Source organism: Endozoicomonas sp. ISHI1 (assembly GCF_024606225.1).
Lineage (GTDB): Bacteria > Pseudomonadota > Gammaproteobacteria > Pseudomonadales > Endozoicomonadaceae > Endozoicomonas_A.
The window spans coordinates 27,718-53,215 of sequence record NZ_JAGRPU010000001.1; the positions used below are offsets into that span (position 1 = coordinate 27,718).

Below are 25,498 nucleotides of genomic sequence, written 5' to 3' on the forward strand. Positions count from 1 at the left end.
ATGTCGCATGAGCCTCAGATCAAGGTGCCCGCTAGTTATATTAGAGGCGGCACCAGTAAAGGCGTTTTCTTTAGTCTGGAAGATCTGCCTGAGCGCGCACAGGTTGCCGGCGAAGTCCGGGACAACCTGTTGTTGCGTGTGATTGGTAGCCCTGACCCCTACGGGAAGCATACTGACGGTATGGGGGGGGCTACTTCAAGCACCAGTAAAACTGTCATTTTGTCGAAAAGCAGCCAGCCGGATCACGATGTTGATTACCTGTTTGGTCAGGTTTCCATTGATAAGCCCTTTGTAGACTGGAGTGGTAATTGTGGCAACCTGACCGCTGCTGTCGGTGCGTTTGCAATCAGTAAAGGTCTGGTTGATCCCGTTCGTGTACCTGTAAATGGTGTTTCTGTAGTGCGCATCTGGCAGGCCAACATCAAAAAGACCATCGTTGCTTATGTGCCCATCACTAACGGAGAGGTCCAGGAAACTGGAGACTTTGAGCTGGATGGTGTCACTTTCCCGGCGGCAGAAGTTCAGGTGGAGTTTCTTGATCCAGCAGACGACGAAGGGGCTATGTTTCCAACGGGTAACCTGATCGATGATCTGGAAGTTCCTACTCATGTTGTGGAGTGTGCGAGGCTAAAAGTGACGCTGATTAATGCGGGTATTCCAACTGTTTTCCTGAATGCGCAGGAGTTGGGCTATACCGGAACCGAGTTGCAGGAGGCCATAAATGGCGACCAAGAGGCGCTGGCTCGTTTTGAAACTATTCGCGCTCATGCTGCGGTTAAGATGGGGCTCATTGACCATATAGATGAAGCTGCGCAACGTCAGCACACTCCCAAGATAGCCTTTGTGGCTAAGCCCACCCCTTATACCGCATCCAGTGGTAAAGAGATCAAAATGGATGATATTGATCTGTTAGTGAGAGCCTTGTCTATGGGTAAGCTTCACCACGCGATGATGGGTACCGCTGCGGTAGCCATCGGTATTGCTGCTGCTATTCCCGGAACACTGGTGAACCTGGCGGCAGGTGGCGGTGAACATAAAAGGGTTCGTTTCGGACACCCTTCCGGAATTCTGCGTGTTGGAGCCGAACCTGTCTTGGAAAACGGAGAGTGGAGGGCGAAAAAAGCCATTATGAGTCGCAGTGCCCGAGTTCTCATGGAAGGCTGGGTAAAGATCCCCGGAGATTCTTTTTAAATTCGTGAGTCCGTTAAATACTACTTCAGTCGTCGTTTCAGTTGAGCAAGATCCATGATACGAGTAGAAATTTCTTCAACGGAGTAATCAGTACTGTTGATATAGGGAATACGCTCCTTGCGATAAATCCGCTCAATCGTGTGGATTTCAAACTGACATTGCTGACTGGACGAATAACGTGAGTTCGGGCGTCTCTCGTTACGAATACCAGCCAGTCGGCCGGGGTGTATCGTCAGTCCGAATAGTTTGTCCCTGTGTGGTTGCAAGGGTTTGGGAAGCCTGAGTGGTTCATCCAGATCTTCTTCTGTGATGGGATAGTTCGCTGCAAAGATACCAAACTGCAGACCCAGGTAAATGCAGGACGGAGTTTTGCCACTTCTGGATGCTCCCAGCAGAATAATATCCGCTTTGTCATAATTTCTTGTTTTTGCTCCGTCATCATTATCAAGAGCAAATTGAACGGCTTCTATACGTCGGTGGTAACTGTGGCTGTGAGTTGTGGAACGTTTCTTGCCTGTTCTATAGAGAGGGTGTTGACCAAACTCATGCTCAAGGCCCGGTAGAAAAGTTTGGAAGAGGTCTATTATATAGGCACCACTCGTGTGGAGTATGCGACTAACGTCTTCATTCAGTACTGTCATGAAGACGACAGGTCTAATTTGTTCTTCTTTGTGAATACTGTGAATCTTCTCAATCAGCTGAATGGTTTTTTCAGTTGAATCTATATAAGGGAAGGTAACGTGTTGAAACTCATGACCTTCAAATTGCGCGAGGAGGCTCTGTCCGAACGACTCTGCAGTGATTCCGGTACCGTCTGAAACAAAAATTGCCGTTCTTTTCACTTTTTTTCCTTCAAGGTATTTCATTTTATAACAAAATCTAACATAGTGTACCTGCCGAAACACGGAAGCGATAGGCTGGACTGAATTTGGTATATCAGACGGTTGTCTTTTGTACAAGAAAGCCAAGCGCCGGCCATAAGCATACAAGCGCACCTGGCTAGCCGAAACAGCCATAAGCAGATAGAAAAGAGCGGGGAATGCTGCTTTGAATAATTTTGTAGTGGGCCTGGAAACTCTGGGCATGGGTGACGTCGAAAAAGTAGGCGGGAAGAACGCCTCTCTGGGCGAGATGATCAGTGGTTTGAGCAAAGTCGGGGTAAAAGTCCCTGGTGGTTTTGCAACAACGGCAGAGGCTTATCGGGACTTTCTCGATGGCAATGGACTGTATCAAAGAATTCATAGCCTTCTGGATGACCTGGATATCAATGATATCAGGGCACTGACCACGGCTGGTGCAAAAATACGTCGCTGGATTATGGATGAGCCTTTCAGGCCGGAACTGGAAGAGTCCATTATCAAAGCTTACCAGTCTCTTTCCGGAGATGATGATCTGCCAGTGGCGGTTCGCTCCTCGGCAACGGCGGAAGACCTTCCAGACGCCTCTTTTGCTGGTCAACAAGAGACTTTCCTGAATATTCGCGGCGCAGAAAACGTATTGGTAGCTGTTCGCGAAGTGTTTGCTTCACTTTTTAATGACCGAGCTATTGCTTACCGTGTTCATCAGGGCTTTGATCACAGGAATGTGGCGCTGTCTGCCGGTATTCAGAGAATGGTACGCAGCGAGACCGGTTCTTCCGGGGTTCTCTTTACTCTGGATACTGAGTCTGGTTTTGATCAGGCTGTATTTATTACGGCTTCTTACGGTTTGGGGGAGACGGTCGTACAGGGTGCCGTCAATCCGGATGAATTTTATGTCTACAAGCCTGCAGTCAAAGCCGGACGCCCTGGTGTTTTGAGGCGTACCCTGGGCAGCAAGGCGATTAAGATGGTATACGGCCGGGGCAGTTCTGCAGGGCGTTCGGTAGAAACAGTTGATGTGGATCTGGATGCCAGAGGGCAGTTTTCTATCAGCGATGAGGACGCCACCGAATTGTGCCGTCAGGCCATGGCTATTGAAGCGCATTACGGCTGCCCAATGGATGTCGAGTGGGCTAAAGATGGTGATGATCAGCAACTCTATATTGTACAGGCTCGCCCTGAAACCGTGCAAAGCCAGAATAGTGGCAGAAAACTGGAAAGTTACATCCTTAGAGAGAAGGGGGAATTGCTGGTTGAAGGTCGCAGTATTGGTCAGAAAATCGGTCAGGGCAAGGTTCGCCTGATTGAAGATATTGATGAGATGGACAAGGTTCAGCAAGGCGATGTGCTGGTTACTGACATGACTGATCCTGATTGGGAGCCGGTGATGAAACGGGCATCTGCCATCGTGACGAATCGGGGTGGCAGAACCTGTCATGCGGCTATCATTGCGCGTGAGCTGGGCATTCCTGCTGTTGTGGGTTGCGGCGATGCGACTTACAGGCTCAGGGAAGGTGCTTTGGTAACGGTCTCCTGTGCAGAAGGTGATACGGGTTTTATTTATGAGGGCTTGTTGAACTTTGAACATAAGGTCAGAGATCTGGATGTTATGCCGGAACTGCCTTTTAAGCTGATGATGAACGTGGGAAATCCAGACCGTGCTTTCAGCTTCTCTCGACTGCCAAATAAGGGAGTAGGTCTGGCCAGGCTTGAATTCATCATCAACAAGATGATTGGTGTGCATCCCAAAGCCCTGCTGAATTTTGAGCGGCTGCCTGCGGATGTGAAGCGTCAGGTGGGGGAGCGCATTTCAGGCTATGGCAGTCCGGTAGACTTTTATGTTGATAAGCTGGTGGAAGGCGTCTCTACCATTGCCGCAGCCTTTGCTCCGGAAAAAGTCATTGTTCGCTTATCTGACTTCAAGTCCAATGAGTACTTCAATCTGTTGGGTGGCCATCTCTATGAGCCCCATGAAGAAAACCCGATGCTGGGCTTCCGGGGAGCGTCACGTTATATCTCTGAAGATTTTCAGGATTGTTTTGAACTGGAATGCCGGGCCATGAAGCGGGTTCGTGATGAAATGGGGCTGGCCAATGTTGAGCTGATGGTGCCATTTGTTAGAACGCCGAACGAAGCAGCTCAGGTGACTACCATCATGGAAAAGTTGGGTCTGAAACGAGGTGAAAACGGTCTGCGAGTCATCATGATGTGCGAGCTGCCTTCCAATGCGTTGATGGCAGAGGACTTCCTTCAGTACTTTGATGGTTACTCCATTGGTTCCAATGATATGACTCAGCTAACTCTGGGTCTGGACCGGGATTCTGGCTTGATTGCCCATCTCTTTGATGAACGTAATCCGGCCATCAAGCAGTTATTGTCGATGGCTATTCAGGCTTGTAGAAAGCAAGGTAAGTACATAGGTATTTGCGGTCAGGGCCCCAGTGACCACCCTGATTTCGCCAAGTGGCTGATGGAGGAGGGTATTGAGACAGTATCCCTGAATCCGGACTCTGTGCTGGAAACCTGGTTGTACCTTGCTGATAATGGATCTCAATAGTTTGATGCAAAGATGAAGCTCGCAATGCGGGCTTCATCATCTCTGTTTATACTGACTATTCAATTCCCTTGTCTTCTTTACTCTCCTGATTCCTGTAGACTTTTTGCCATCAGATCCTGTCTGTAAAAATAAGGAAAGAAGAATGACCCGGTTTACTACCCCTGATCTTTGTGATGAATTTCCCGAACAGGTTTCCGTTGCTGAATCTGGTTTCAGAAACTTTGGTGGCGTTAATGCTTTTCATGGGCAAGTCGTGACCCTGAAATGTTTTGAAGATAATTCCCTGGTGCGTGAGTGGGTAGGTCAGCCAGGAGAGGGCAGGGTGCTGGTAGTTGATGGCGGGGGGTCCATGCGCAGAGCCATGCTGGGCGATATGCTGGCAGAGCGAGCCGTTGAAAACGGTTGGGCAGGGATTATTATTTATGGCTGCATCAGGGATGTCGATATCATTGCCGATTTGTCATTGGGCGTTCAGGCACTGGGTTGTCATCCCATGAAAACGGATAAAAAGGGGGTGGGTGAAAGTAATCTGGTGGTCTCTTTTCATGGTGTTGATTTTGCACCCGGGGGTTATGTCTACGCCGATAATAATGGAATTCTGTTCTCTCAGGAAAGGTTGATTTGATAAGCTTCTTCGCTTTTAGATTACCATAAGATTTATGAGCAGCGAAGTTTTATCCCTGATAATGAAAGAGCAGAGCAGAGCAGAGCTTTTTTAATAAAAAAAGCTCTTCAGGTATTAATGTTGTAAATAAGTCTCATGAGTTAGCTGGAATAAGTAAAATTGTTAAGAGATAATTTAATGGGTTCTTGAGAAGTAAATATTCAACAGGGTTCTGTTCAGCAAAGGCCTACCTCTTGGAATAGTTACCTCAATTCAGGGTGCAGACCCTTATACTTTGACAATTTCCGGTAGAGCAGGTCATGCAGTGGCAGTCCCTTTGGGCTTTCGTAAAGATGCTATGCATAAAGCATCAATATTAATAAATCGCTCATATGAGCTGAGTTGCAATAATGATTTTATGCTGCCAGTAGGTAGGATTATTACTCCTATTGCTATGATATTTTTGCCTTTTTTTGAAAAGCCAAGTCATGTTTCTGAAGAGAATGTAAAATATTCAGGTGTTGAAAAGGCTGTGCATTTATTAACAAAAACTCTGATAGTTTTAAGAGAAAAATAATGGGTTTTGAAGTTTGGGTTTTATACTTGGTTTCAATTTTTCTGGTCATTATGATACCAGGTCCTTTATCCTTGTTGATGGTTTCCAATTCTTTACGTTATGGAATTATTAGATCATATCCCTCTTTTTTAGGTGGAACTGCTGCATCATCCTTGTATTTAGTTGTGTCCGCAACTGGGTTAGGCGTCATAATTACTGCTTCTGATCATTTATTTATGATGCTGAAGGTTTTAGGTGCAGTTTATTTAGTATATCTGGGATTTATGACTATCAGAGGATCTATTAATAAAATACCTGAAAGCACAACGGATTTTGAGTCTGGCGAATCTCCAAAATTTAATAATTTATTTAAAAAATCATTTTTTTAGGGGTAAGTAATCCAAAAGATATTATCTTTTTCATGGCCTTCTTGCCTCAATTTATTTCATCAGAAAAACCATTGTTGGATCAAATTGTAATTGTTGTTGTGACTTGGATGCTGGTAGATTTAGTTTGCAAATTACTCTACGGTCTTCTAGCTATAATCATAAAGCCTATTCTAAGAACAGAAAAGAGCAAATCTATATTTGATAGATCTACAGGTGCTTTCTACATAATAGCGGGCATTGCAGCAGTATTGATTGTTTAGCTGCTTTTTTCAGATTCTAAAGCCTTATTTTAATGAGGTGATATCTGATCTTTACAGCAGGATCGGGTCATTGTTGAATGATTCTGGCGTACTCTTCAATATCGATGTTTCCTCCTGAGGCAATGATCACGGTTGTCTTTTCTCTGAACTTTTCTGAGTGCTGTAACAGTGCTCCGAGTCCGATAGCGCCGCTGGGTTCGAGGATAAGTTTCATATTAAATGCAGCAAATCTAATGCCTTCATTTACAAACGCTTCATCAACGGCCAGCCCTGCGACCTCAGAATTCTGTACGATCAAGAAATTGGTTTCACCGGGGCTCAGGGCTTGAAGAGCGTCACAGGAGCTGACGAGATTGCCATTTGCCCTGGCCCGACGACCTTCTTCAATCGACAAGGTCATTCCTTCATATCCGGACGGTTCAATAGCCAGTACCTGAGTTTCAGGGTAGTTGACGGTGTTAAAGACCATACTTGAGCCTGCAACCAGACTGCCTCCACCGGTTGGACATAACAAAAAGTGGCAAGTCTCTCCAAGCTGCTCAAGCTGTTCGGAAGTTTCCATAGCGACAGCGGACTGACCTTGTATCAGGGTGGCATCATCAAAAGGGTGAAGAAGAGAGTAGTTATGCTGTTGGGAGAGTTCAACGGCCTCCGCAGCAGCTGCCTCCTCTCTGGATGGTTGAGATTCATCACAGAGTTTGACTTCGGCGCCGTGGGCAAGGGCACTGTCTATTTTGTTCTTGGGGGCATCGGCGGGCATAACAATGTGAACATCAATGCCCAGAATTTCGCCTGCTGCGGCCAGCCCTCTGGCAAAATTGCCGGAAGAGTAGGCAACGACGCCGCGTGATTTCTCCTGTTCAGTCAGCTGCAGCAGTCTGTGAAGGGCTCCCCTGAATTTGAAAGCGCCGGTTTTTTGCAAAGATTCAGCTTTCACAAATACTTTGCCCTGGACTCTTGCTCCCAGCTCTTCGCAGTGAATCAGAGGTGTCTTTCGAGTGTAGCTCTGCTGGCTTTGGTAGATTTTCTTCAGGGTTTTCAAACCAGGGGTAGACAGGGGGGTCGGCATAGGGGTTCCATTTTGTACAACTCTGTACAGGATAGACACTATGCAGGAAGAAGGGGTTCCTATCGGTTTGGAAAATTGTGCGTGATCAGAAGCAGCTCTTCATCTCTTGAGAGATTAAGAGCTGCTGTCAGCTGGTAAACATCGTGGGAAATCCAAAAACTCCCCATAATCGGTTGAGTGACTAGCGGTCTTTTTGAATCACGTGCGTGATATGGTCAAAGTAACCTGTACCCACTTCTTTCTGGGGGCATAAGAAGGTGTAACCTCGTTCAAATGCCGCCTGCTCTGGTTGCTGAACCATCTCCGCATAATGTTTCATGCCCTGCCCCTGACCATAGTGGTAGGCCAGATCGAACATGTTGTGCCACATGCTATGAATACCCGCCAGTGTGATGAACTGAAATTTGTAGCCCATCTCACTCAGTTCATCCTGGAAGCGGGCAATAGTTTTATCGTCCATGTTCTTTTTCCAGTTAAAGGAAGAAGAGCAATTGTAGGCCAGCAATTGATCCGGGTATTCGGAACGGATAGCCTGGGCAAAGGTTCTGGCCTCATCCAGATCCGGTGACGCCGACTCGTACCAGAGAAGATCAGCAAAAGGTGCGTAAGCCAGTCCTCGGGCAATTGCCTGTTCAATTCCCTTGCGGGTGCGATAGAAGCCTTCTTTGGTTCTCTCACCCGTCAGGAAAGGTCGATCATAGTCATCAATGTCGGAGGTGATCAGATCAGCCGTGCTGGCATCGGTTCTTGCCATAAGCAGAGTGGGCACTCCGGCAACATCGGCAGCTAGTCGGGCAGAAATCAGTTTGTCGACAGCTTCCTGAGTAGGGACAAGCACTTTGCCACCCATGTGGCCGCACTTTTTGACGGAAGCCAGCTGGTCCTCAAAGTGAACGCCTGCAGCGCCGGCTTCGATCATGCTTTTCATTAGCTCATAAGTGTTACGGACTCCGCCAAAGCCATCTTCACCGTCGGCAATAATAGGGGCGAACATATCTGTGTAGCCTTCATCGCCGGGTTCGATGCCGTTTTTCCATTGGATCTGGTCTGCTCTCATGAAACTATTGTTCATTCTTTCAATTAACGCCGGTACTGAGTCTACCGGGTAGAGAGATTGGTCGGGATACATAGAACTGGCTGAATTATTGTCCGCGGCCACTTGCCAGCCGGACAGGTAAACGGCTTCCAGTCCCGCCTTAACCTGTTGCAGTGCCTGACCCCCTGTCAGTGACCCCAGACTGTTAACGTAACCCTTGCGTGATTTATTTTCGTAGAGTAAAGTCCAGAGCTTGTTTGCTCCCATTTGCGCAAAGGTATTTTCTACCTTTATAGAACCGCGCAGACGGACCACATCCTCAGCTTTGTAGCTGCGTTTTACGTTGGCCCAACGAGGATTTTCTGACCAGTCCTTTTCGATGCGGGCAATCTCTTCAGCGCGATTATAAGTAGACATTGTATCGCCTCTCCTGAAAGTCAAACGGTTGTTTGTCAAGGCAATTTCAATCTATAACAAAAGATAACAAACTTGATAATTTATTATCGTTATAGTGGATATTCTCATCGAAAATACCACTTTACCCCTTCTTTAAAGGCTGAGTCTTTTACTAAAGGAATGCTTTCCAATAGACAGAAAGTTGCTTTCAAAGGCTATAAAACCGGCCTTTCTGGGTTCGGTTGTCCTGAGAAGGCCGTCAAAGCAGTTATCACCGCTCATAACAGTGAATGAGGGCGGTTTTTAGAATCAAGCGATTGTTTGACTTTGTGGCGGGGATATCTCTATTCTTGGCCGTCTGGCGAACCGCTTCAGGATGTAAACAAAAAATATGAACTTGGCTCGTGTCGATCTGAACCTGCTAGTGTATCTGGATGTGCTTCTGCGAGAAAGAAGTGTCACCAAAGCGGCTGAGCAATTGGGCATAACCCAGCCAGCTATGAGTAATGGGTTGAAAAGACTCAGAAGTCTGTTTAATGACCCTTTGTTGGTAAGAACCAGTGAGGGTATGTCGCCTACAGAGAGGGCTCTCGCCCTGAAACCTCAGATTGCAGACGCCCTGAAACTTTTGGAGCAGGCTGTCCTGCCCAGGGATGCTTTTAATCCCGGAGAAAGTTCCAGAGTGTTTCGTGTTATGGCCAGTGATTATTCTGAATCTACAGTGATCCCGATGGTGCTAAAAAAGCTCAGGTCTGAGGCTCCGGGCATCACCCTTGATATTCTCACACCCAGTGATGTGACCTTTCATGATGTGGAACATGGTCGTGTTGATATGGCCATTAACCGCTTCAGTCATATGCCGCAATCTTTTCATCAGTCACTGATCTGGGAAGACTCTTTTTCCTGTGTTCTGAGTCGGGACAATCCGGTTATTAATAATTTCACTCTTGAGAGTTATCTGTCTGCCCAGCATATTTGGGCAAGTAAAACAGGTATGGGTGTTGGGGTGGGTATTGATCCAAAAGATGTTCAGCAACTCGGGTGGGTTGATGAGGCACTGTCGGCAATCGGTCACAAACGTGATATCAGGGTTCTGACGAGGCATTATCAGGTAGCCATGTTGCTTTCCTCTCAAAATGACCTTATTGCGACTCTGCCCAGTAAGTTGGCTGAATTACACCGTCATGAAGATGAGTTGGTGGTTTTGCCGCCTCCGTTTGAGATTCCAGCTATCCAGCTTCGTATGGCCTGGAGTCCTTTGTTGCATCACGATGCAGGGCACAACTGGTTACGGCAGGTTATCAAAGCGACTACTCAGCAATCTCATCAAGAAGCTGAGTCTGCTTGATAACATATGATAATTTGTGTGAAATAATTCACCGCATTGTATGGAATATCATGTTAACTGGTGTTAATCTTTGACTGCCTCTGAGCGATGAAGGCTTGTTGACTGTTCTGCCTGTCGAAATCCTGATCGCACCTACACGAGACTCACCGAAAGGTAAAACAAAATGAACTGGTTAACACAACTGGACACAGAGCATACTCTCTTCGCAGTGGCTGATGAGTGCATTGAGAATACATCAGAAAGCTACTACCTGATCATTGCCGAGCAAAAGCAGGAATCCCATCCGGACGATTAAGTCCCGGAATGTAGAAAGGCCGCCATTGTGCGGCTTTTCTGTGCATAAGCTTTGTTAATAATTGCTATTTATTGAAAAAATATCATATATAACTGAGTTGAATTGGTCATCACTTGTCGGTTCAAACAGAATAGTGTCAGGCTTGAGCTGTCGGGTTTTTTGCTGAAATCGGGCGGTTTGTCTCAAGAATAACAGCGTGTAGAAGGAAGGCGTATGGCTGATCGTATTCAGATCGGAGGTTTGCAGGTAGCGGCCCCTATCCACAATCTTTTGGTTGAAGCTATCGAGGGCACTGGGGTGACTCCAGAGGCCTTCTGGTCAGGTTTTGAGCGTGTTTTGGATGAGTGCGTCGTTGAAAACAGGGCTCTGCTGCAGAGGCGAGAAGCTCTGCAAAATCAAATTGATCAGTGGCACAAAGAGCATAAGCAGCAGCCACATGATCCTTCTGCCTATAAACAGTTTTTGTTGGAAATTGGATATCTGCAATCTGAAGGCGGAGACTTTGAGATTGCGACGGAAAATGTTGATACAGAAATTGCATCTCAGGCCGGACCTCAGCTGGTTGTTCCAGTGATGAATGCTCGTTTTGCCCTGAATGCAGCGAACGCCCGTTGGGGAAGCCTTTACGACGCGCTGTATGGTACCGATGCTATTCCGGAAAATGATGGTGCTGAACGCGGCAAGGCCTACAACCCCGTCCGGGGGCAGAAGGTCATTGCTTTTGGTAAGGCGTTGCTTAATCAGGCGGCACCTCTGGTCAAAGGAAATCATTCCGAGGTAACTGGTTATGCTATTAAGGAAGGCGAGTTGGCACTTTCTCTGGGAGATGGTAGTGTCACGGCGCTGGCTCAGCCTGAAAAGTTTGTTGGCTACACAGGGAGTGAAAATGATCCCGGCAGCGTTCTGATCAAAAACAATGGCCTCCATATTGAGATTCAAATTGACCGTCGATCCCCAATTGGGGTGACCGATGCTGCTGGGGTGAAAGATCTGGTGGTAGAAGCAGCTCTTACAACCATCATGGATTGTGAAGATTCCGTGGCTGCCGTAGATGCCGAGGATAAAGCACTGGTTTATCGGAACTGGCTCGGATTAATGAAAGCTGACTTGCAGGAAACGTTTGTTAAAGGTGACAAAACCTTAACTCGCAAGCTGGTGGCTGATCGCAACTATACATCCCCTGCAGGTGAAGCGTTTTCTCTGCACGGTCGGAGCCTGATGTTTGTTCGAAATGTCGGACACCTGATGACCACTGATGCCATTCTGGATCATCAGGGGAATGAGATTCCGGAAGGCATTATGGACGGCATGTTCACTTCACTGATTGCCATACACGATCTTAAAAAGCAGAAAGGTATCAGAAACTCTCGCACGGGCAGTGTTTATATTGTTAAGCCAAAAATGCACGGACCTGAAGAGGTAGTCTTCACCAATAGGTTGTTTGGTAAGATTGAGGAGGTTTTGGGTCTGAGGGAGAATACCCTGAAAGTTGGTATAATGGACGAGGAACGTCGTACTTCTGTTAATCTCAAAGCTTGTATCCGGGCTGCCAGAGATCGCGTAGTCTTTATTAATACAGGCTTCCTTGATCGTACCGGAGATGAAATTCACACCAGTATGGAAGCTGGTCCAATGATTCCAAAAGGTGAGATGAAGCAGTCTGCCTGGATCAATGCCTACGAGGATCAAAATGTTGAAGTAGGTCTTGATTGTGGTCTGGCCGGTCGAGCCCAGATTGGTAAAGGTATGTGGGCTATGCCGGATGAAATGGCCAAGATGCTGGCGACTAAAATCGGACATCCCCAGTCAGGAGCGAATACGGCCTGGGTGCCTTCACCTAATGCCGCGACGCTGCACGCAACACACTATCATTCCGTATCTGTCATTGAAGTTCAGGAGTCTATAGCTGAGCGTCAGAGAGCGAGTCTGGATGATCTTCTGACTATACCTCTGCTGCAGGACAGGTCTTCTCTGACAGAAGATAGGATTCAGCAGGAGCTGGACAACAATGCCCAGGGTATTCTCGGTTATGTCGTTCGTTGGGTAGATCAGGGTGTGGGTTGTTCAAAAGTGCCAGATATCCATGATGTAGGCTTGATGGAAGATCGTGCAACACTGCGCATTTCCAGTCAGCATATGGCTAACTGGATGAGGCATGGTGTTTGCTCTGAGGAGCAGGTAATGGATGCCTTGAGGCGAATGGCTAAAGTAGTCGATGAGCAGAATGCCGGGGATCCTGAGTACTGCCCTATGGCTGTCGATTATGATGCCAGTGTCGCTTTTAAAGCGGCGTGCGAGCTGGTCTTGAAAGGTTGTCAGCAGCCCAATGGTTACACTGAACCGGTGCTGCATGCGAGAAGGCGTGAGTTTAAAGCCGCTGCAAAATGAAATAGCTGAACGGTTATCAACAAGGCCCTCAACTGAGGGCTTTGTTGATTTGAAACAGTCTGCTTCACTTCGCTATCGTCAGATCAGATTGCTTTGGCTTGAGTGGCTGCGTTACCCACATAGTTGCCAGGTGTCAGCTTCTTCAGTTCTGCTTTTACCTCAGTTGGCATGTCCAGCTCATCAATAAAGGTTTCCAGAGTCGTCCGGGTGATACCGTCCTGACCACGAGTCAGAGCCTTGAGTTTTTCGTAAGGCTGGTCGATGCCATAGCGGCGCATGACGGTCTGGATAGGTTCTGCCAGAACTTCCCAGGCATTATCCAGGTCTTCATTCAGACGGTCGGCATTGGCCTGAAGCTTGCCAATACCTTTCAGAGTGGAAGCGTAGGCAATCAGGCTGTAACCCAGGCCGGCCCCCAGGTTGCGCAGAACGGTTGAGTCTGTCAGGTCACGCTGCCAGCGGGAAACAGGCAGTTTCATTGCCAGATGCTGCATGACGGCATTAGCAATGCCCAGGTTGCCTTCAGAGTTTTCAAAGTCAATTGGATTGACTTTGTGGGGCATAGTAGAAGAGCCTACTTCGCCGGCCACGGTTTTCTGCTTGAAGTATCCCAGAGAGATGTACCCCCAAATGTCACGATCAAAATCGATCAGGACGGTGTTAAAGCGACAAATGGCATCAAAAAGTTCAGCGATGTAGTCGTGAGGCTCAATCTGGGTGGTATAGGGGTTCCATTCCAGGCCCAGGCTGGTGACAAACTTTTCAGCATGATGCTGCCAGTCAACTTCAGGGTAGGCGGACAGGTGAGCATTGTAGTTACCTACGGCGCCGTTGATTTTGCCCAGTGGGGTGATCCGGATTATTTGCTGAACCTGACGGCGTAGACGGTAGGCTACGTTTGCCATCTCTTTGCCAAGCGTAGTGGGAGAGGCTGTTTGTCCGTGGGTGCGGGACAGCATCGGTTGATCGCTATGCTGATAAGCAAGGTTTTCGATTTCTTTGATGATTTGTTGCATCGGCGGCAGTACCGCTTGTTCCATGCCGGTCTTCAGCATCAGTCCGTGGGACAGGTTGTTGATGTCCTCGGAAGTGCAGGCAAAGTGAACAAACTCACTGATAGCAGACAATTCGTTGTCATCTTGTACCTTTTCTTTGATCAGATACTCAACGGCTTTAACATCATGGTTGGTGGTGCGCTCAATTTCCTTGACGCGCTGGGCATCTTCAAGGGAAAAGTTGTCGATCAACTGGTCCAGGAGGGCGCTAGCTTCGTTGGAAAGCGCCGGAACTTCACAGATTTCGGGGTGACTGGCCAGTGCCTGTAACCATTTAACTTCAACAGTTACCCGGAAGCGGATCAGGCCATACTCACTGAAAATGCTTCTCAGGCTTTGGGTTTTGTCCCCATAGCGACCGTCGACGGGGGAAACAGCAGTCAGTGCAGACAGCTCCATGTTTAACATGCCTTATGCTCGTAGAAAGGGCGCATCATAACGGAAAACCGCCAACGATGCAGGGTGGATGATTCGGTTATAGCTGATTCAAGCCATTCAATAGTTTTTTTCTGCTGAATAATAACTGCCAACGGCTACCACCTGTCTGGCGCCACAGGATGGCTGACCGTATCCCGGCAAATAAAATGGCGCGTATCTTGTCAGCATTGCCAGGGTTTTGCAGGTGTTGGATATCGCCTGAAACCTGTACTCTTGTTTTAAAAGTACTGATGGTATCGAGATAAATACTGGCAAGGTTGGCAATTACATTCTCATGAAGGATGCCAAAGTGGTTGGCCTGTTCCTTGCAGCGCTCCAGGCGCTGGGAAATCTTACTCAGCATATTGCGATTGCGGGAAAGTTTGCGTTCGAGGTGTATCAGGGTCAGTGCGTAGCGGACGGTGTCGGCCTGGATTGCGTCGGCCTGACGCTGGAGGACGTCGTTTAGAATTTTTCTGCCAGCGAGTAGACTCTGGTAGCCATTGAAGACATCTTCGACACGGTCAGGAGTGGTGACAAACAGGCTGCCAATCAGCGGCTCCAGCGACTCTTGACTGATTTGCCCGCTTTTGGCCAGACGTTCTACAAGGCCAGCAGCCTGGAAAATGGCTGAGAGGGCAGCTGCCTGTTCCTTTGTTGTGTATTGCACCTGAGTTTCTCTACCTTATGCGTGCTTTCTCTATCCGGAAGGTCGCCTGCTCCCGGATTTGGAGAGTTGAATTCGTAGAACCGATTGATGGCTTATTGAATGTGGGCTTCACTCAGAGAGTGGTGCCTGGTTTCAATGACTCCGCCGCCCAGACAAATATCATTTTGGTAAAAAACGACAGATTGTCCCGGGGTAACTGCTCTTTGGGGTTTGTCAAAAATCACAAAATATCTTCCGTCTGTCTTTTGCTCAAGGCGGCAGGCCTGGTCCTGCTGGCGATAGCGGATTTTGGCGGTTAACCTGGCTGGCAGTTCGGGCGCTGAACCTGCGATCCAAAATATTTCACAAGCAGTCAGGGCTTCTGAAAACAGCATGGGGTGATTATTGCCCTGTGCAACGATTAGCCGATTGTTCTCAAGGTCTTTATCAACGACATACCAGGGGGATTCTGAAGCGCCTTTCAGTCCACCAATGCCAAGGCCCTGTCTTTGGCCAATGGTATGGTACATCAAGCCCAAATGCTCGCCAATTATTTCACCCTGATCGGTCGCAATGCTACCTGGCTGAGCCGGAAGGTATTGTTTCAGGAAGTCACGGAAGCGGCGTTCACCAATAAAGCAGATGCCGGTACTGTCTTTCTTGTTGTGGGTGGTTAGACCGTGTTTTTCTGCAATGCGGCGAACTTCAGGCTTTGCTATTTCTCCCACTGGGAACAGGGTTCTGGCCAGCTGTTTGCTGCCAACCTGATGCAGGAAATAGCTTTGGTCTTTGTTGGTGTCAAGACCCTTTTTTAGACAAGCCTGACCATTAGTGCTGTCGCTGCGAGCGTAGTGGCCCATGGCGATATAGTCAGCTTCCAGTGTCTGGGCATAATCCAGAAAAGCCTTGAACTTTATCTCCTTGTTGCAGAGGATGTCAGGGTTAGGGGTACGTCCGGCCTTGTATTCCTGCAAGAAGTGCTCGAAGACGTTGTCCCAGTACTCAGCAGCGAAATTAGCTTTATGGAGTTTAATGCCGATTCTGTCACAAACGGCTTGAGCATCTTCCAGATCGGTCATGGCTGTACAGTATTCAGTGCCGTCATCTTCCTCCCAGTTTTTCATGAACAGGCCTTCTACCTGGTAACCCTGCTCTTTGAGCAGAAGTGCAGATACGGATGAGTCTACACCACCGGACATGCCCACGATTACACGGGTGTCCTTGAAGCTTTTTTCAGAAAAATTGGTACAAGTGTCTATCATGGTTACTGTATGGCTGGATCAGGAAGCCGGGCATTGTACCTGTCCGGCAAATTCACTTCTATAGAGTCTTTCGATGCGCAAACAGAAGATTGTGTAGCAAAACTACATTTATTCCTTACGCTCATTGGTATATCTTATAGGCGATAACGTCAAAAGCGTTACGGGGCTGTGCAAATAAAGTGATAAATAGTGGTCGTCAAACTCCACTTAAACCCCTCCGCAGAGGCACCACAGCCAGTTGTTTTTTGGAGATAACATGACAACAGATACAACCAGAATTATTTACACTATTACCGACGAAGCTCCCGCCTTAGCCACCTATTCACTGCTCCCAATCATCAAGGCTTTTACCCGAGCCGCTGGCGTAGCTGTTGAAACCAAAGATATTTCACTGGCTGGTCGAATCATTGCTAATTTTCCTGAGAAGCTGAGTTCAGAACAAAAACAGAGTGATGCCCTGTCTGAGCTGGGTGAACTGGCCAAGGTGCCTCAGGCAAACATCATCAAGTTGCCAAATATCAGTGCTTCTATTCCGCAACTTACGGGCGCGATCAAAGAGCTTCAGGAGCACGGTTATGACATTCCGGATTTTCCTGTAGAGCCTGGGAATGCTGAACAAGAAGCGATCAAAGCTCGCTACGCTAAGGTGCTTGGTAGTGCGGTAAACCCGGTTCTCCGTGAAGGGAATTCAGATCGCCGTGTTGCAGCTCCTGTCAAAGAGTATGCGAAGAATAACCCTCATTCTATGGGTGTCTGGTCTGCTGATTCTAAATCTCACGTTGCTCACATGCAAAGCGGTGACTTCTACTCCAGTGAACAGTCAGCTGTTATGCCCGAGGCAACAGATGTAAGAATAGAATTTGTTGGCGAGGACGGCTCTGTTTCTGTACTGAAACCGGTCACGAGCCTGCTGGCTGGTGAAGTTATTGACAGTGCTCTCATGAGTGTGAAGGCTTTGAGAGCATTCTATGAATCTTCTGCTCAGGAAGCTAAAGAGCAGGATATTCTTCTGTCACTGCACCTCAAAGCCACCATGATGAAGGTTTCTGACCCGATCATGTTTGGTCATGCAGTCACAGTCTTCTTTAAAGATGTGTTTGAGAAGCACGCTACCTTATTTTCAGAGCTGGGTGTTGATCCAGACAACGGTCTCGGTGACGTTTATGCCAAGATTGCCAAACTACCTGCTGACCAACAGGAAGAAGTAAAAGCGGATATTCAGGCTGTCTACAACACCCGTCCTGAGTTGGCAATGGTAGATTCCGATAAGGGTATCACTAACCTGCACGTACCGAACGATGTCATTATCGATGCGTCTATGCCTGCCGCCTTGCGCTCTTCAGGTCAGATGTGGGGTCCCGATGGCAAGCTGCATGACACTAAAGCCATGATTCCTGATCGTTGCTATGCAGCCATCTATCAGGAGGTCATCGATTTCTGTAAGAAAAACGGTGCTTTCGATGTTGCCACCATGGGCAATGTTTCCAACGTAGGTCTGATGGCTCAGAGAGCAGAAGAATACGGTTCTCATGACAAAACCTTTAAGGCGCCTGCAAACGGCATTATCCGTGTTGTAGAAGAGTCCGGCAGCACAGTGTTTGAGCACAATGTTGAAGAGGGTGACATCTGGAGAATGTGTCAGACCAAAGATGCGCCGATTCGCGATTGGGTCAAGCTGGCTGTTAACCGTGCCCGAGCAACAGGTGCTTTGACTCTGTTCTGGTTGGACCAAAACCGTGCTCACGACGCCAACCTGATTGCCAAGGTTAACGAATACTTGAAGTTTCACGATACTAAGGGCTTGGATATCCGTATTCTGTCTCCGGTAGAGGCTTGCCGCCTCAGCATGGAAACTATTCAGGCGGGTAAAGATGCCATTTCCGTAACCGGTAACGTTTTGCGAGATTACCTGACCGACCTGTTCCCGATCCTGGAGCTGGGGACCAGCGCCAAAATGCTCTCTATCGTACCTCTGCTGGCTGGCGGTGGTCTTTTCGAGACCGGTGCTGGCGGTTCTGCGCCCAAGCACGTCCAACAGTTTGTTAAAGAGAATCACCTGCGTTGGGACTCTTTGGGCGAATTTCTGGCTATCGCTGTATCGCTTGAAGACATTGCGGTTAAAACCGGAAATATCAGGGCCCAGATCTTGGCTGACACATTGAACGCTGCAATTGGTCAATATCTGGATGCTGACAAGTCACCTTCGAGAAAAGTGAAAGAGCTGGACAACCGCGGAAGTCATTTTTACCTGGCTCAGTTCTGGGCAGAAGCACTAGAGGCGCAGGAGGCGGATCAGGATCTCAGCAGTAAGTTTTCCGTTCTGGCAAAAGAGCTTGTTGAGAAAGAAGAGCAGATTGTCTCAGAACTGACAGCTTGCCAGGGTGGTGCTGTTGATCTGGGTGGCTACTATGAACCGGCTCCAGCTAAAGTCACTGAAGCCATGCGTCCAAGCGCTACCTTTAATGCAGCAATTGATGGTCTGATTTAGTTTTTGATCTTCTTTCTGTGCATAAAAAATGGCTGCAGACTTTCACTGTGGTCATTTTTTTGCCTGTCAGATCAACTGATTATTTTTCTGATTCTTTGTCTGTTTTATTTCGGCTGTCAGTCGATGGTATTAACGAAGTCAATAGCTTTTGAGATGACGATTGAAGTAAATAGTTTTTCTTTGCTCTCAGCGTGTTTAGAATGGAGGTCAGGGCGTTGTGCTTTTGACGTTTGTACGTCTCGACACCTGGTTACAGGCGGTCCAGAGCCTGGTTAATTAAGCTGTAAATTCACCTGGAAGCGAGTGCAATGCAGCAGATAGCAGTTCATCAATACATGAGTAATTTTGAGTGGCTTCGTCTAAGCTTAGAAAATGAAGGGACAGAGCAGGAAGGCGATCATGATGTCGCACTGGCACCAGCTAAAGCCAGAGTCAAACCGCCCGCTATGTATCAGGTACTGCTCTTGAATGATGATTTTACACCGATGGATTTTGTGGTTGAGGTCCTGGAGAAATTTTTCAGCATGAATAGTGAACAGGCGACACAGGTCATGCTGATGGTTCATACGCAAGGCAAGGCTGTATGTGGATTATTCAGCAAGGATGTGGCTGAAACCAAAGCCCGGCAAGTCAACGAGTACTCCAGAGAATTCCAGCATCCCCTGTTGTGCAAAACAATTAAGGCCGATTAGTGTTCTCAGGGTAATATCATATGCTCAATAAAGACCTCGAACTGACTCTTAACAGTGCTTTTCGTGATGTAAGAAGCAAGCGGCATGAATTCATGACCGTAGAACATCTGCTCCTAGCACTGCTTGATAATGAATCCGCATCCCGAGTATTGTTAGCTTGCGGTGTGCAGACCGAAAAGCTGCGTAAGGAGTTGATTGAGTTTGTTGATTCAACAACCCCATTAATACCTGCCAATGATACAGAGCGAGAAACCCAACCCACTCTCGGTTTTCAGAGAGTTCTGCAACGAGCTGTTTTTCATGTGCAAAGTTCAGGAAAAAAAGAAGTCACTGGTGCTAATGTTCTGGTCGCAATATTCAGTGAGCAGGAGAGTCAGGCAGTTTATTTTCTGAAGCAGCAGGACGTTGCCCGAATAGATGTCGTGAATTATATCGCTCACGGTATTTCCAAAATGCCTGGTAATGAGCTGGAAGAATTGGGTGGTGAACTCATGGAGGAAAACACCGACCCCGAATCTGCCGGAAAAGACCCGCTTAAGAATTATGCTACCAACCTGAATGAGCAGGCACGTCTGGGTAAGATCGATCCGCTGGTAGGTCGTGCAGAAGAGGTTGAGCGTGTTTCCCAGATATTGACACGCCGTCGTAAAAATAATCCTCTACTGGTTGGCGAAGCTGGTGTTGGTAAGACAGCCGTTGCTGAAGGTCTGGCAAAAAGAATAGTGGACGGAGAAGTGCCTGAAGTGCTCTCCAGAGCGGTGGTTTATTCCCTGGATCTCGGCTCCTTGTTGGCGGGAACCAAGTACCGTGGTGATTTTGAAAAGCGATTCAAAAAGCTGCTCAGCGAACTTAAAAAGCTCGATAACGCCATTCTCTTTATTGATGAGATTCACACCATTATCGGTGCAGGTGCTGCATCCGGTGGTGTTATGGATGCTTCCAATCTCTTAAAGCCGCTTCTGACTTCCGGTGATCTTCGTTGCATTGGTTCAACGACATTTCAGGAGTTCCGGGGTATTTTCGAAAAGGATCGTGCTCTGGCCCGTCGCTTCCAGAAAGTGGATATCAGTGAACCGAGTGTTGAAGATACCATCGATATTCTCCGCGGCCTCAAGAGCCGCTTTGAAGAGCATCACACTATTGAATACAAGGATGATGCTTTGAAAGCCGCAGCAGAGTTGGCCAATCGTTATATCAACGATCGTCATATGCCTGATAAAGCAATTGATGTTATTGATGAGGCTGGAGCTTACCAACGTCTGTTACCAGAAGAAGAGCGCAAGAAGATCATTGAGGTGGGCGATGTCGAAAGTATTGTTGCCAAGATTGCCCGGATTCCGCCTAAATCTGTCTCTTCTTCTGACAAAGAGTTGCTCTCCAAGCTTGAAAGGAATCTCAAGATGGTGGTCTTCGGTCAGGATGAAGCAATTGTTTCTCTTTCAACCGCGATTAAATTGTCACGTGCTGGTTTGAAGGCACCTGATAAACCGGTAGGGGCTTTCCTGTTCTCTGGGCCGACAGGTGTAGGTAAAACAGAAGTTTGTCGTCAGCTGGCCAAGTCCATGGGGGTTGAGCTGGTTCGTTTTGATATGTCGGAGTATATGGAAGCTCATACAGTATCAAGGCTGATTGGTGCTCCCCCGGGTTATGTCGGGTACGATCAGGGTGGTCTTTTGACAGAAGCGATCAATAAGACACCTCATTGTGTTCTGTTGCTCGATGAAATTGAGAAGGGGCATCCGGATGTGTTTAACCTGCTTCTGCAGGTGATGGATCATGGTACCCTGACAGACAACAATGGTCGTAAAGCTGACTTTAGAAATGTTATCCTGATTATGACGACCAATGCCGGTGCTGAAACCATGACTCGCAGTTCTATTGGTTTCACTGAGCAGGATCATACGACAGATGGTATGGAAGCTATCAAGAAAACCTTTACACCGGAATTCAGGAATCGCCTTGACTCTATCATTCCCTTTGACTCACTGACCGAAGATACCATCAAGCATGTTGTTGATAAGTTCCTGACAGAGCTTCAGGCACAGCTTGATGAAAGAATGGTTCAGATTGATGTTGATGATGAGGCACGTGAGTGGCTGGCAGAAAAAGGTTATGACCGCGCGATGGGTGCTCGTCCGATGGGGCGTGTTATCCAGGAGCACCTCAAGAAGCCCCTGGCGGAACAGATCCTTTTTGGCAAACTGTCTGAGAACGGTGGTTTTGTTCGCGTGACTGTCAAGAAAGGAAGCCTATTCCTGAAGTTCGAACCCGCTAAAAGCCTGGCTTCGGATCTTGAAGTAGTGGATGGTGAGCAGGGCTGAAAAATGCCAAGAGAGGGACAGGGGTGAGGGGCCCCTGTCAGCGGGAACGGTAGGTGATGCGGCCTTTGGTCAGGTCATAAGGGGTTAGCTCAACTTTGACCTTGTCACCTGTCAGAATACGGATGTAGTTTTTACGCATTTTGCCTGAAATATGCGCGGTCACAACGTGGCCGTTTTCCAGTTCTACACGGAACATGGTGTTAGGCAGGGTGTCGATGACAGTGCCTTCCATTTCAAGACTTTCTTCTTTCGCCATTTAAAGTTTGACCTCGGGAATAGAGCGTTGGCTGAATAAATCTGGCAGCATTCTGCCTGAAAACCAACTTTAAAGCAAAGTGAACCCGCTTTTATCCATCTAAATTTATTCTCAGTGTGGGGTGGGCCAACTACTTCAGAGTAACCCAGTGGTTGTTAACATAGACTTCCAGAGGGCGGTATTGAATTTTGTAACTCATTTTTTTGCAGTTTTTGATCCAATAACCCAGGTGAAGGTGCTTAAGGCCCAACTTTTTGGTTTCTTCTATCTGCCAGAGAATACAGTAACTGCCCAGACTTCTGTTTTGGCTGACTTCAGGATCATAGAAGGTATAAATAGCAGAGAGTCCATTCGACAGCTCGTCGGTGACAGCAACAGCCACCAGTTTTTCGTCCAGCCAGAATTTGTAGTAGCAACAAAATTCAGGACAACCTACGAGGAAGGACTGAAACTGTTCCATAGAGGGAGGGTACATGTCGCCATCGCGATGCTGTATGGCGATGTATTTTTTGTAAAGCTGATAGGTTTCATCATCGTATTCGGCTTCGGATCGAGTGACTACGATATCCTGATTTTTTCTGATCAGCTTTTTGTGCTTGCGTTTCGGGTCAAACAGATTAACGACGACTCTGGCCGGAATGCAGGCATTGCAGCCTTGGCAGTGAGGCCTGTATACGTGACGACCACTTCTTCGAAACCCAATGTCGGCCAGGTGTCGGTAGAGTGCCGGATCCAGATCTTTGTCGGGATCCATAAATAATGTTATAGCCTGCTTGTCCTCCAGGTAGCTGCAGTTGTGTGGCTGGGTTGCGTAGAATTTAATATCTTTAAGTGCGCTCATCAGCTTCGGCCGTCCATTGCCCTATCTATTTCCAGTGTGCACTGGTTGCGGGCGTTCGGCAACCGTCTTTCAATGCATTGAGAAATGCATCCCGGCTGATCATTCTTGCACCCAGAGACTCCAGATGGGGGCTGTATACCTGGCAATCGATCAGATGGAAGTTTCTAATCAGTAATTCTTTGCATAGCATAATCATTGCAAGCTTTGAGGTGTTGGTTTTGAAACTGAACATGGATTCGCCAAAGAATACTTTGTCAATTGCGACACCATACAGTCCGCCCGCTAACTTATCGCCTGACCAGACTTCCACCGAATGGGCCAAACCTTCTCTAAAAAGCGTTGTGTAGGCTTCTTTCATTTCTTCGATGATCCATGTGCCTTCCTGGTTGTTTCGCGGAGACGAGCAGGCCGTCATCACCTCACTGAAGGCTTCATCAAAGCTGACTCGATAAGGGTGCTTTTTCAGAAAACGTTTCATTGAGCGGCTGATGTGCAGCTGGTCTGGATAAAGTACCATTCTCGGGTTGGGAGACCACCAGAGAATGGGTTCGCCTTCGTTGAACCACGGAAATATACCCTTCATGTAAGCTTCAGCCAGTGTTTCAGGTGCAAGGTTACCTCCCATCGCCAGGAGACCATCAGGGTAATCCAGAGCCTCATGAACGGCAGGGAATTGAGGTTTATCGGGATCAAGTAGAGGAATCGTTTTGTGCATTATTTCAATAATCGGGTTAAAAAATAGACTAGATTTTCGGCTATTCAACGGATCGGTACGGTAATCTCAGTCTTTGATGGGTGTATTCACTAATGGGCGCTCGTTCTCTCAGAGATTATTTTCATATACTCCTTACCTCTCATCAACAGGAGATAGCTGTGACCCAGCTTGTTGAATTATCCCCTCAACCCATTTGGCGACACTTTCAAGCGCTTTGCAAGATTCCCCGCCCCTCCCGGCATGAAGATGCTGTTCGTGCCTATGTAAAGCAGTTTGGTGAGAGTCTTGGTCTGGATAGTCTGGTAGATGAAGTGGGCAACGTGATCATCCGAAAGCCAGCGACTCAGGGCATGGAAAATCGCCGTGGAGTAGTTCTCCAAAGTCACTTGGATATGGTGCCTCAAAAAAACGCAGATACGGAACATGATTTTACCAGAGATCCTATCGAGGCATACGTCGATGGCGACTGGGTTACTGCAGAAGGAACCACTCTGGGGGCGGATAATGGTATTGGTGTTGCGGCCGCTCTGGCAGTGCTAGAGTCGACGGATATTCCTCATGGTCCAATTGAAGCTCTCTTTACGGTTGATGAAGAGAGTGGTATGACCGGTGCTCACGGCCTGCAGCCCGGCTTGATGAAGGGTGAGATCATGCTGAACATGGACTCTGAAGACGAAGGAGAGCTCTATGTTGGCTGCGCTGGCGGTGTCGATGTTTCTGTTTCTCACAGCTATCGGGAAGAGCACCTGGAAGAAGGCTACAGCAGTTTCAGTCTTTCTCTGAGAGGCCTGAAAGGCGGTCACTCTGGCGTTGATATTAAACTGCAGCGAGGTAATGCTAACAAACTGATGGTGAGGCTACTGAAAGCGTTATCTGAAGTAGGTGCCAGAGTGGCATGCTACTCCGGCGGTACGCTCAGAAATGCAATCCCGAGAGAAGCCTTTGTGCAGCTGGCTATCCCTTCAGACAGTTGCGAAGAAGCGGTCCGTATTGTTGATGAGTGCCTGAGTGTATTCAGTGCAGAACTGGCAGAAGTAGAGTCAAATCTGAGTCTTATTATGCAAGCGTCAGAACCTGTTCAGAAGGTAATGACCCGGGCGGAACAGAGTCAGTTGTTGAATACCCTGCATGTCTCTCCAGATGGTGTTCACCGAATGAGTCTGAGTGTGGAAGGTGTGGTGGAAACGTCAAATAATCTGGCGATCATCAAGATAAAAGATGGCCAGATTACCGTTGAAAATATGGTGCGAAGCCTGATTGACAGTGCCAGGGAAGAACATGCCGAGAGCATTGCCGGTTTATACCGGTTAATGGGGGCTGAAGTCAAAAAGCAGGGGGCTTACCCGGGATGGAAGCCTAATAACGAATCCGCTATTTTGAAAACTATGGTGGACATTCATGAGCAGCTTTTCGGCTACGAGCCTGAGATTAAAGTAATTCATGCTGGCCTGGAGTGTGGACTGCTGGGCAGTGCCTATCCAAACTGGGATATGATTTCATTTGGTCCAACCATTCGGTTTCCTCATTCACCGGACGAAAAAGTCCATATTCCGGCGGTTGAAAATTTCTGGAACTACCTGATAAAAACACTGGAAGCCGTGCCAGAGGCCTGATTGACCCATAATGCCATCAGAATGAGCAAATAAACTGGCAGTATTGTAAAAAATTGTGTAGATTGCTCTTTCCTATGAGGGGTAAGTGTAATAAACTTGCCCCCGTCTAAAGTCAGTCTGCTTTTGCCAGCCATTGAATGAAGAACAATTGATCTCATTATCAAATATTCCCCATACATGTGTGGATGCCCTGCGCTGGCAAGGGCTGCTTCCTATTGTCATCACTTCAAACTCTTTCCG

Annotated in this window: 22 protein-coding genes; 13 read left to right on the forward strand and 9 right to left on the reverse strand. The window is 47.7% G+C overall.

The annotated features are described in order from the left end of the window. A complete protein-coding gene (gene prpF, locus KBW69_RS00085) occupies positions 1-1,191 on the forward strand; it encodes a 2-methylaconitate cis-trans isomerase PrpF (protein ID WP_257254866.1) in 1,191 nt (396 codons plus the stop codon). A gap of 20 nt (positions 1,192-1,211) precedes the next feature. Here prpF and KBW69_RS00090 read toward each other — a convergent pair whose 3' ends face one another. Beyond that, on the reverse strand, positions 1,212-2,033 hold the full coding sequence (locus KBW69_RS00090) for a pyruvate, water dikinase regulatory protein (protein ID WP_257254865.1): 822 nt from the start codon (positions 2,031-2,033) through the stop codon (positions 1,212-1,214). A 205-nt stretch (positions 2,034-2,238) separates the two neighbouring features. Between KBW69_RS00090 and ppsA the strand changes: the two genes are divergently transcribed. The 5 genes from ppsA to KBW69_RS23560 all read left to right on the forward strand — a co-directional run bounded on the left by ppsA (position 2,239) and on the right by KBW69_RS23560 (position 6,417). Further along, positions 2,239-4,608, forward strand: coding sequence for a phosphoenolpyruvate synthase (ppsA, locus tag KBW69_RS00095; RefSeq protein ID WP_257279491.1), 2,370 nt, complete (start codon positions 2,239-2,241; stop codon positions 4,606-4,608). A 142-nt stretch (positions 4,609-4,750) separates the two neighbouring features. Then, positions 4,751-5,233 carry a ribonuclease E activity regulator RraA gene (gene rraA, locus KBW69_RS00100; protein ID WP_257254863.1) on the forward strand — a complete coding sequence of 161 codons (483 nt, stop codon included), beginning with the start codon at positions 4,751-4,753 and terminating at the stop codon, positions 5,231-5,233. A gap of 274 nt (positions 5,234-5,507) precedes the next feature. Next, positions 5,508-5,789, forward strand: coding sequence for a hypothetical protein (locus KBW69_RS00105; RefSeq protein WP_257279492.1), 282 nt, complete (start codon positions 5,508-5,510; stop codon positions 5,787-5,789). Continuing rightward, on the forward strand, positions 5,789-6,157 hold the full coding sequence (locus KBW69_RS00110; RefSeq protein ID WP_257279493.1) for a LysE family translocator: 369 nt from the start codon (positions 5,789-5,791) through the stop codon (positions 6,155-6,157). The genes KBW69_RS00105 and KBW69_RS00110 overlap by 1 nt, the downstream gene beginning before the upstream one ends. Before the next feature lie 32 nt (positions 6,158-6,189). Beyond that, entirely contained in the window at positions 6,190-6,417 is a 228-nt protein-coding gene (locus KBW69_RS23560; RefSeq protein WP_373690654.1) for a hypothetical protein, read from the forward strand. Between the two features lie 67 nt (positions 6,418-6,484). Here the strand turns inward: KBW69_RS23560 and KBW69_RS00115 are convergent, their stop codons facing one another. Beyond that, positions 6,485-7,486 (reverse strand): threonine/serine dehydratase, encoded by a 1,002-nt coding sequence (locus tag KBW69_RS00115; protein ID WP_257279494.1) that lies wholly within the window; start codon positions 7,484-7,486, stop codon positions 6,485-6,487. Positions 7,487-7,667: 181 nt separating this feature from the next. Continuing rightward, positions 7,668-8,939 (reverse strand): isocitrate lyase, encoded by a 1,272-nt coding sequence (aceA, locus tag KBW69_RS00120; RefSeq protein ID WP_257279495.1) that lies wholly within the window; start codon positions 8,937-8,939, stop codon positions 7,668-7,670. Between the two features lie 370 nt (positions 8,940-9,309). Between aceA and KBW69_RS00125 the strand changes: the two genes are divergently transcribed. From KBW69_RS00125 to KBW69_RS00135, 3 genes are all read left to right on the forward strand, one after another. Next, entirely contained in the window at positions 9,310-10,266 is a 957-nt protein-coding gene (locus KBW69_RS00125) for a LysR family transcriptional regulator (RefSeq protein WP_257279496.1), read from the forward strand. Between the two features lie 163 nt (positions 10,267-10,429). Further along, complete coding sequence (locus KBW69_RS00130) at positions 10,430-10,561, forward strand: hypothetical protein (RefSeq protein ID WP_257254857.1); 132 nt, start codon at positions 10,430-10,432, stop codon at positions 10,559-10,561. Between the two features lie 213 nt (positions 10,562-10,774). Further along, complete coding sequence (locus KBW69_RS00135; RefSeq protein WP_257254856.1) at positions 10,775-12,949, forward strand: malate synthase G; 2,175 nt, start codon at positions 10,775-10,777, stop codon at positions 12,947-12,949. An 83-nt stretch (positions 12,950-13,032) separates the two neighbouring features. Here the strand turns inward: KBW69_RS00135 and purB are convergent, their stop codons facing one another. The 3 genes from purB to mnmA form a co-directional block, all read right to left on the reverse strand. Next, a complete protein-coding gene (gene purB / locus KBW69_RS00140; RefSeq protein WP_257279755.1) occupies positions 13,033-14,403 on the reverse strand; it encodes an adenylosuccinate lyase in 1,371 nt (456 codons plus the stop codon). A 76-nt stretch (positions 14,404-14,479) separates the two neighbouring features. Beyond that, positions 14,480-15,091 carry a high frequency lysogenization protein HflD gene (hflD, locus tag KBW69_RS00145; protein ID WP_257254854.1) on the reverse strand — a complete coding sequence of 204 codons (612 nt, stop codon included), beginning with the start codon at positions 15,089-15,091 and terminating at the stop codon, positions 14,480-14,482. Positions 15,092-15,183: 92 nt separating this feature from the next. Then, positions 15,184-16,332: a tRNA 2-thiouridine(34) synthase MnmA gene (mnmA, locus tag KBW69_RS00150; protein WP_257254853.1), complete on the reverse strand. Its 1,149-nt coding sequence runs from the start codon at positions 16,330-16,332 to the stop codon at positions 15,184-15,186. 256 nt (positions 16,333-16,588) lie between these two features. On the opposite strand from mnmA, the gene KBW69_RS00155 reads away from it, so the two are divergent. From KBW69_RS00155 to clpA, 3 genes are all read left to right on the forward strand, one after another. Next, positions 16,589-18,820: an NADP-dependent isocitrate dehydrogenase gene (locus KBW69_RS00155; RefSeq protein WP_257279497.1), complete on the forward strand. Its 2,232-nt coding sequence runs from the start codon at positions 16,589-16,591 to the stop codon at positions 18,818-18,820. A 308-nt stretch (positions 18,821-19,128) separates the two neighbouring features. After that, positions 19,129-19,512: an ATP-dependent Clp protease adapter ClpS gene (clpS, locus tag KBW69_RS00160; protein WP_257254851.1), complete on the forward strand. Its 384-nt coding sequence runs from the start codon at positions 19,129-19,131 to the stop codon at positions 19,510-19,512. A gap of 20 nt (positions 19,513-19,532) precedes the next feature. Beyond that, complete coding sequence (clpA, locus tag KBW69_RS00165) at positions 19,533-21,833, forward strand: ATP-dependent Clp protease ATP-binding subunit ClpA (RefSeq protein WP_257254850.1); 2,301 nt, start codon at positions 19,533-19,535, stop codon at positions 21,831-21,833. Positions 21,834-21,870: 37 nt separating this feature from the next. On the opposite strand, the gene infA is transcribed toward clpA, so the two are convergent. The 3 genes from infA to aat all read right to left on the reverse strand — a co-directional run bounded on the left by infA (position 21,871) and on the right by aat (position 23,645). Then, on the reverse strand, positions 21,871-22,089 hold the full coding sequence (infA, locus tag KBW69_RS00170; RefSeq protein WP_252180026.1) for a translation initiation factor IF-1: 219 nt from the start codon (positions 22,087-22,089) through the stop codon (positions 21,871-21,873). A 130-nt stretch (positions 22,090-22,219) separates the two neighbouring features. Then, the gene (locus KBW69_RS00175) at positions 22,220-22,930 is read right to left on the reverse strand and encodes an arginyltransferase (protein WP_257254849.1); all 711 of its coding nucleotides are present in this window, start codon (positions 22,928-22,930) and stop codon (positions 22,220-22,222) included. A 25-nt stretch (positions 22,931-22,955) separates the two neighbouring features. Next, positions 22,956-23,645: a leucyl/phenylalanyl-tRNA--protein transferase gene (gene aat / locus KBW69_RS00180; RefSeq protein ID WP_257254848.1), complete on the reverse strand. Its 690-nt coding sequence runs from the start codon at positions 23,643-23,645 to the stop codon at positions 22,956-22,958. A 158-nt stretch (positions 23,646-23,803) separates the two neighbouring features. Here aat and KBW69_RS00185 point away from each other — a divergent pair, with 158 nt between their 5' ends. Then, positions 23,804-25,258: an aminoacyl-histidine dipeptidase gene (locus KBW69_RS00185; RefSeq protein ID WP_257254847.1), complete on the forward strand. Its 1,455-nt coding sequence runs from the start codon at positions 23,804-23,806 to the stop codon at positions 25,256-25,258. Positions 25,259-25,498 lie beyond the last annotated feature (240 nt).

Bases quoted from the DNA above. Each gene is read 5' to 3' on its own strand.
- KBW69_RS00125 (WP_257279496.1), top strand. From the start codon at position 9,310: ATGAACTTGGCTCGTGTCGATCTGAACCTGCTAGTGTATCTGGATGTG.
- clpS (WP_257254851.1), top strand. From the start codon at position 19,129: ATGCAGCAGATAGCAGTTCATCAATACATGAGTAATTTTGAGTGGCTT.
- prpF (WP_257254866.1), top strand. From the start codon at position 1: ATGTCGCATGAGCCTCAGATCAAGGTGCCCGCTAGTTATATTAGAGGC.
- KBW69_RS23560 (WP_373690654.1), top strand. From the start codon at position 6,190: ATGGCCTTCTTGCCTCAATTTATTTCATCAGAAAAACCATTGTTGGAT.
- KBW69_RS00115 (WP_257279494.1), bottom strand. From the start codon at position 7,486: ATGCCGACCCCCCTGTCTACCCCTGGTTTGAAAACCCTGAAGAAAATC.
- KBW69_RS00155 (WP_257279497.1), top strand. From the start codon at position 16,589: ATGACAACAGATACAACCAGAATTATTTACACTATTACCGACGAAGCT.
- KBW69_RS00130 (WP_257254857.1), top strand. From the start codon at position 10,430: ATGAACTGGTTAACACAACTGGACACAGAGCATACTCTCTTCGCAGTG.
- rraA (WP_257254863.1), top strand. From the start codon at position 4,751: ATGACCCGGTTTACTACCCCTGATCTTTGTGATGAATTTCCCGAACAG.
- aat (WP_257254848.1), bottom strand. From the start codon at position 23,645: ATGCACAAAACGATTCCTCTACTTGATCCCGATAAACCTCAATTCCCT.
- infA (WP_252180026.1), bottom strand. From the start codon at position 22,089: ATGGCGAAAGAAGAAAGTCTTGAAATGGAAGGCACTGTCATCGACACC.
- KBW69_RS00135 (WP_257254856.1), top strand. From the start codon at position 10,775: ATGGCTGATCGTATTCAGATCGGAGGTTTGCAGGTAGCGGCCCCTATC.
- aceA (WP_257279495.1), bottom strand. From the start codon at position 8,939: ATGTCTACTTATAATCGCGCTGAAGAGATTGCCCGCATCGAAAAGGAC.
- KBW69_RS00110 (WP_257279493.1), top strand. From the start codon at position 5,789: ATGGGTTTTGAAGTTTGGGTTTTATACTTGGTTTCAATTTTTCTGGTC.
- purB (WP_257279755.1), bottom strand. From the start codon at position 14,403: ATGGAGCTGTCTGCACTGACTGCTGTTTCCCCCGTCGACGGTCGCTAT.
- mnmA (WP_257254853.1), bottom strand. From the start codon at position 16,332: ATGATAGACACTTGTACCAATTTTTCTGAAAAAAGCTTCAAGGACACC.
- KBW69_RS00175 (WP_257254849.1), bottom strand. From the start codon at position 22,930: ATGAGCGCACTTAAAGATATTAAATTCTACGCAACCCAGCCACACAAC.
- clpA (WP_257254850.1), top strand. From the start codon at position 19,533: ATGCTCAATAAAGACCTCGAACTGACTCTTAACAGTGCTTTTCGTGAT.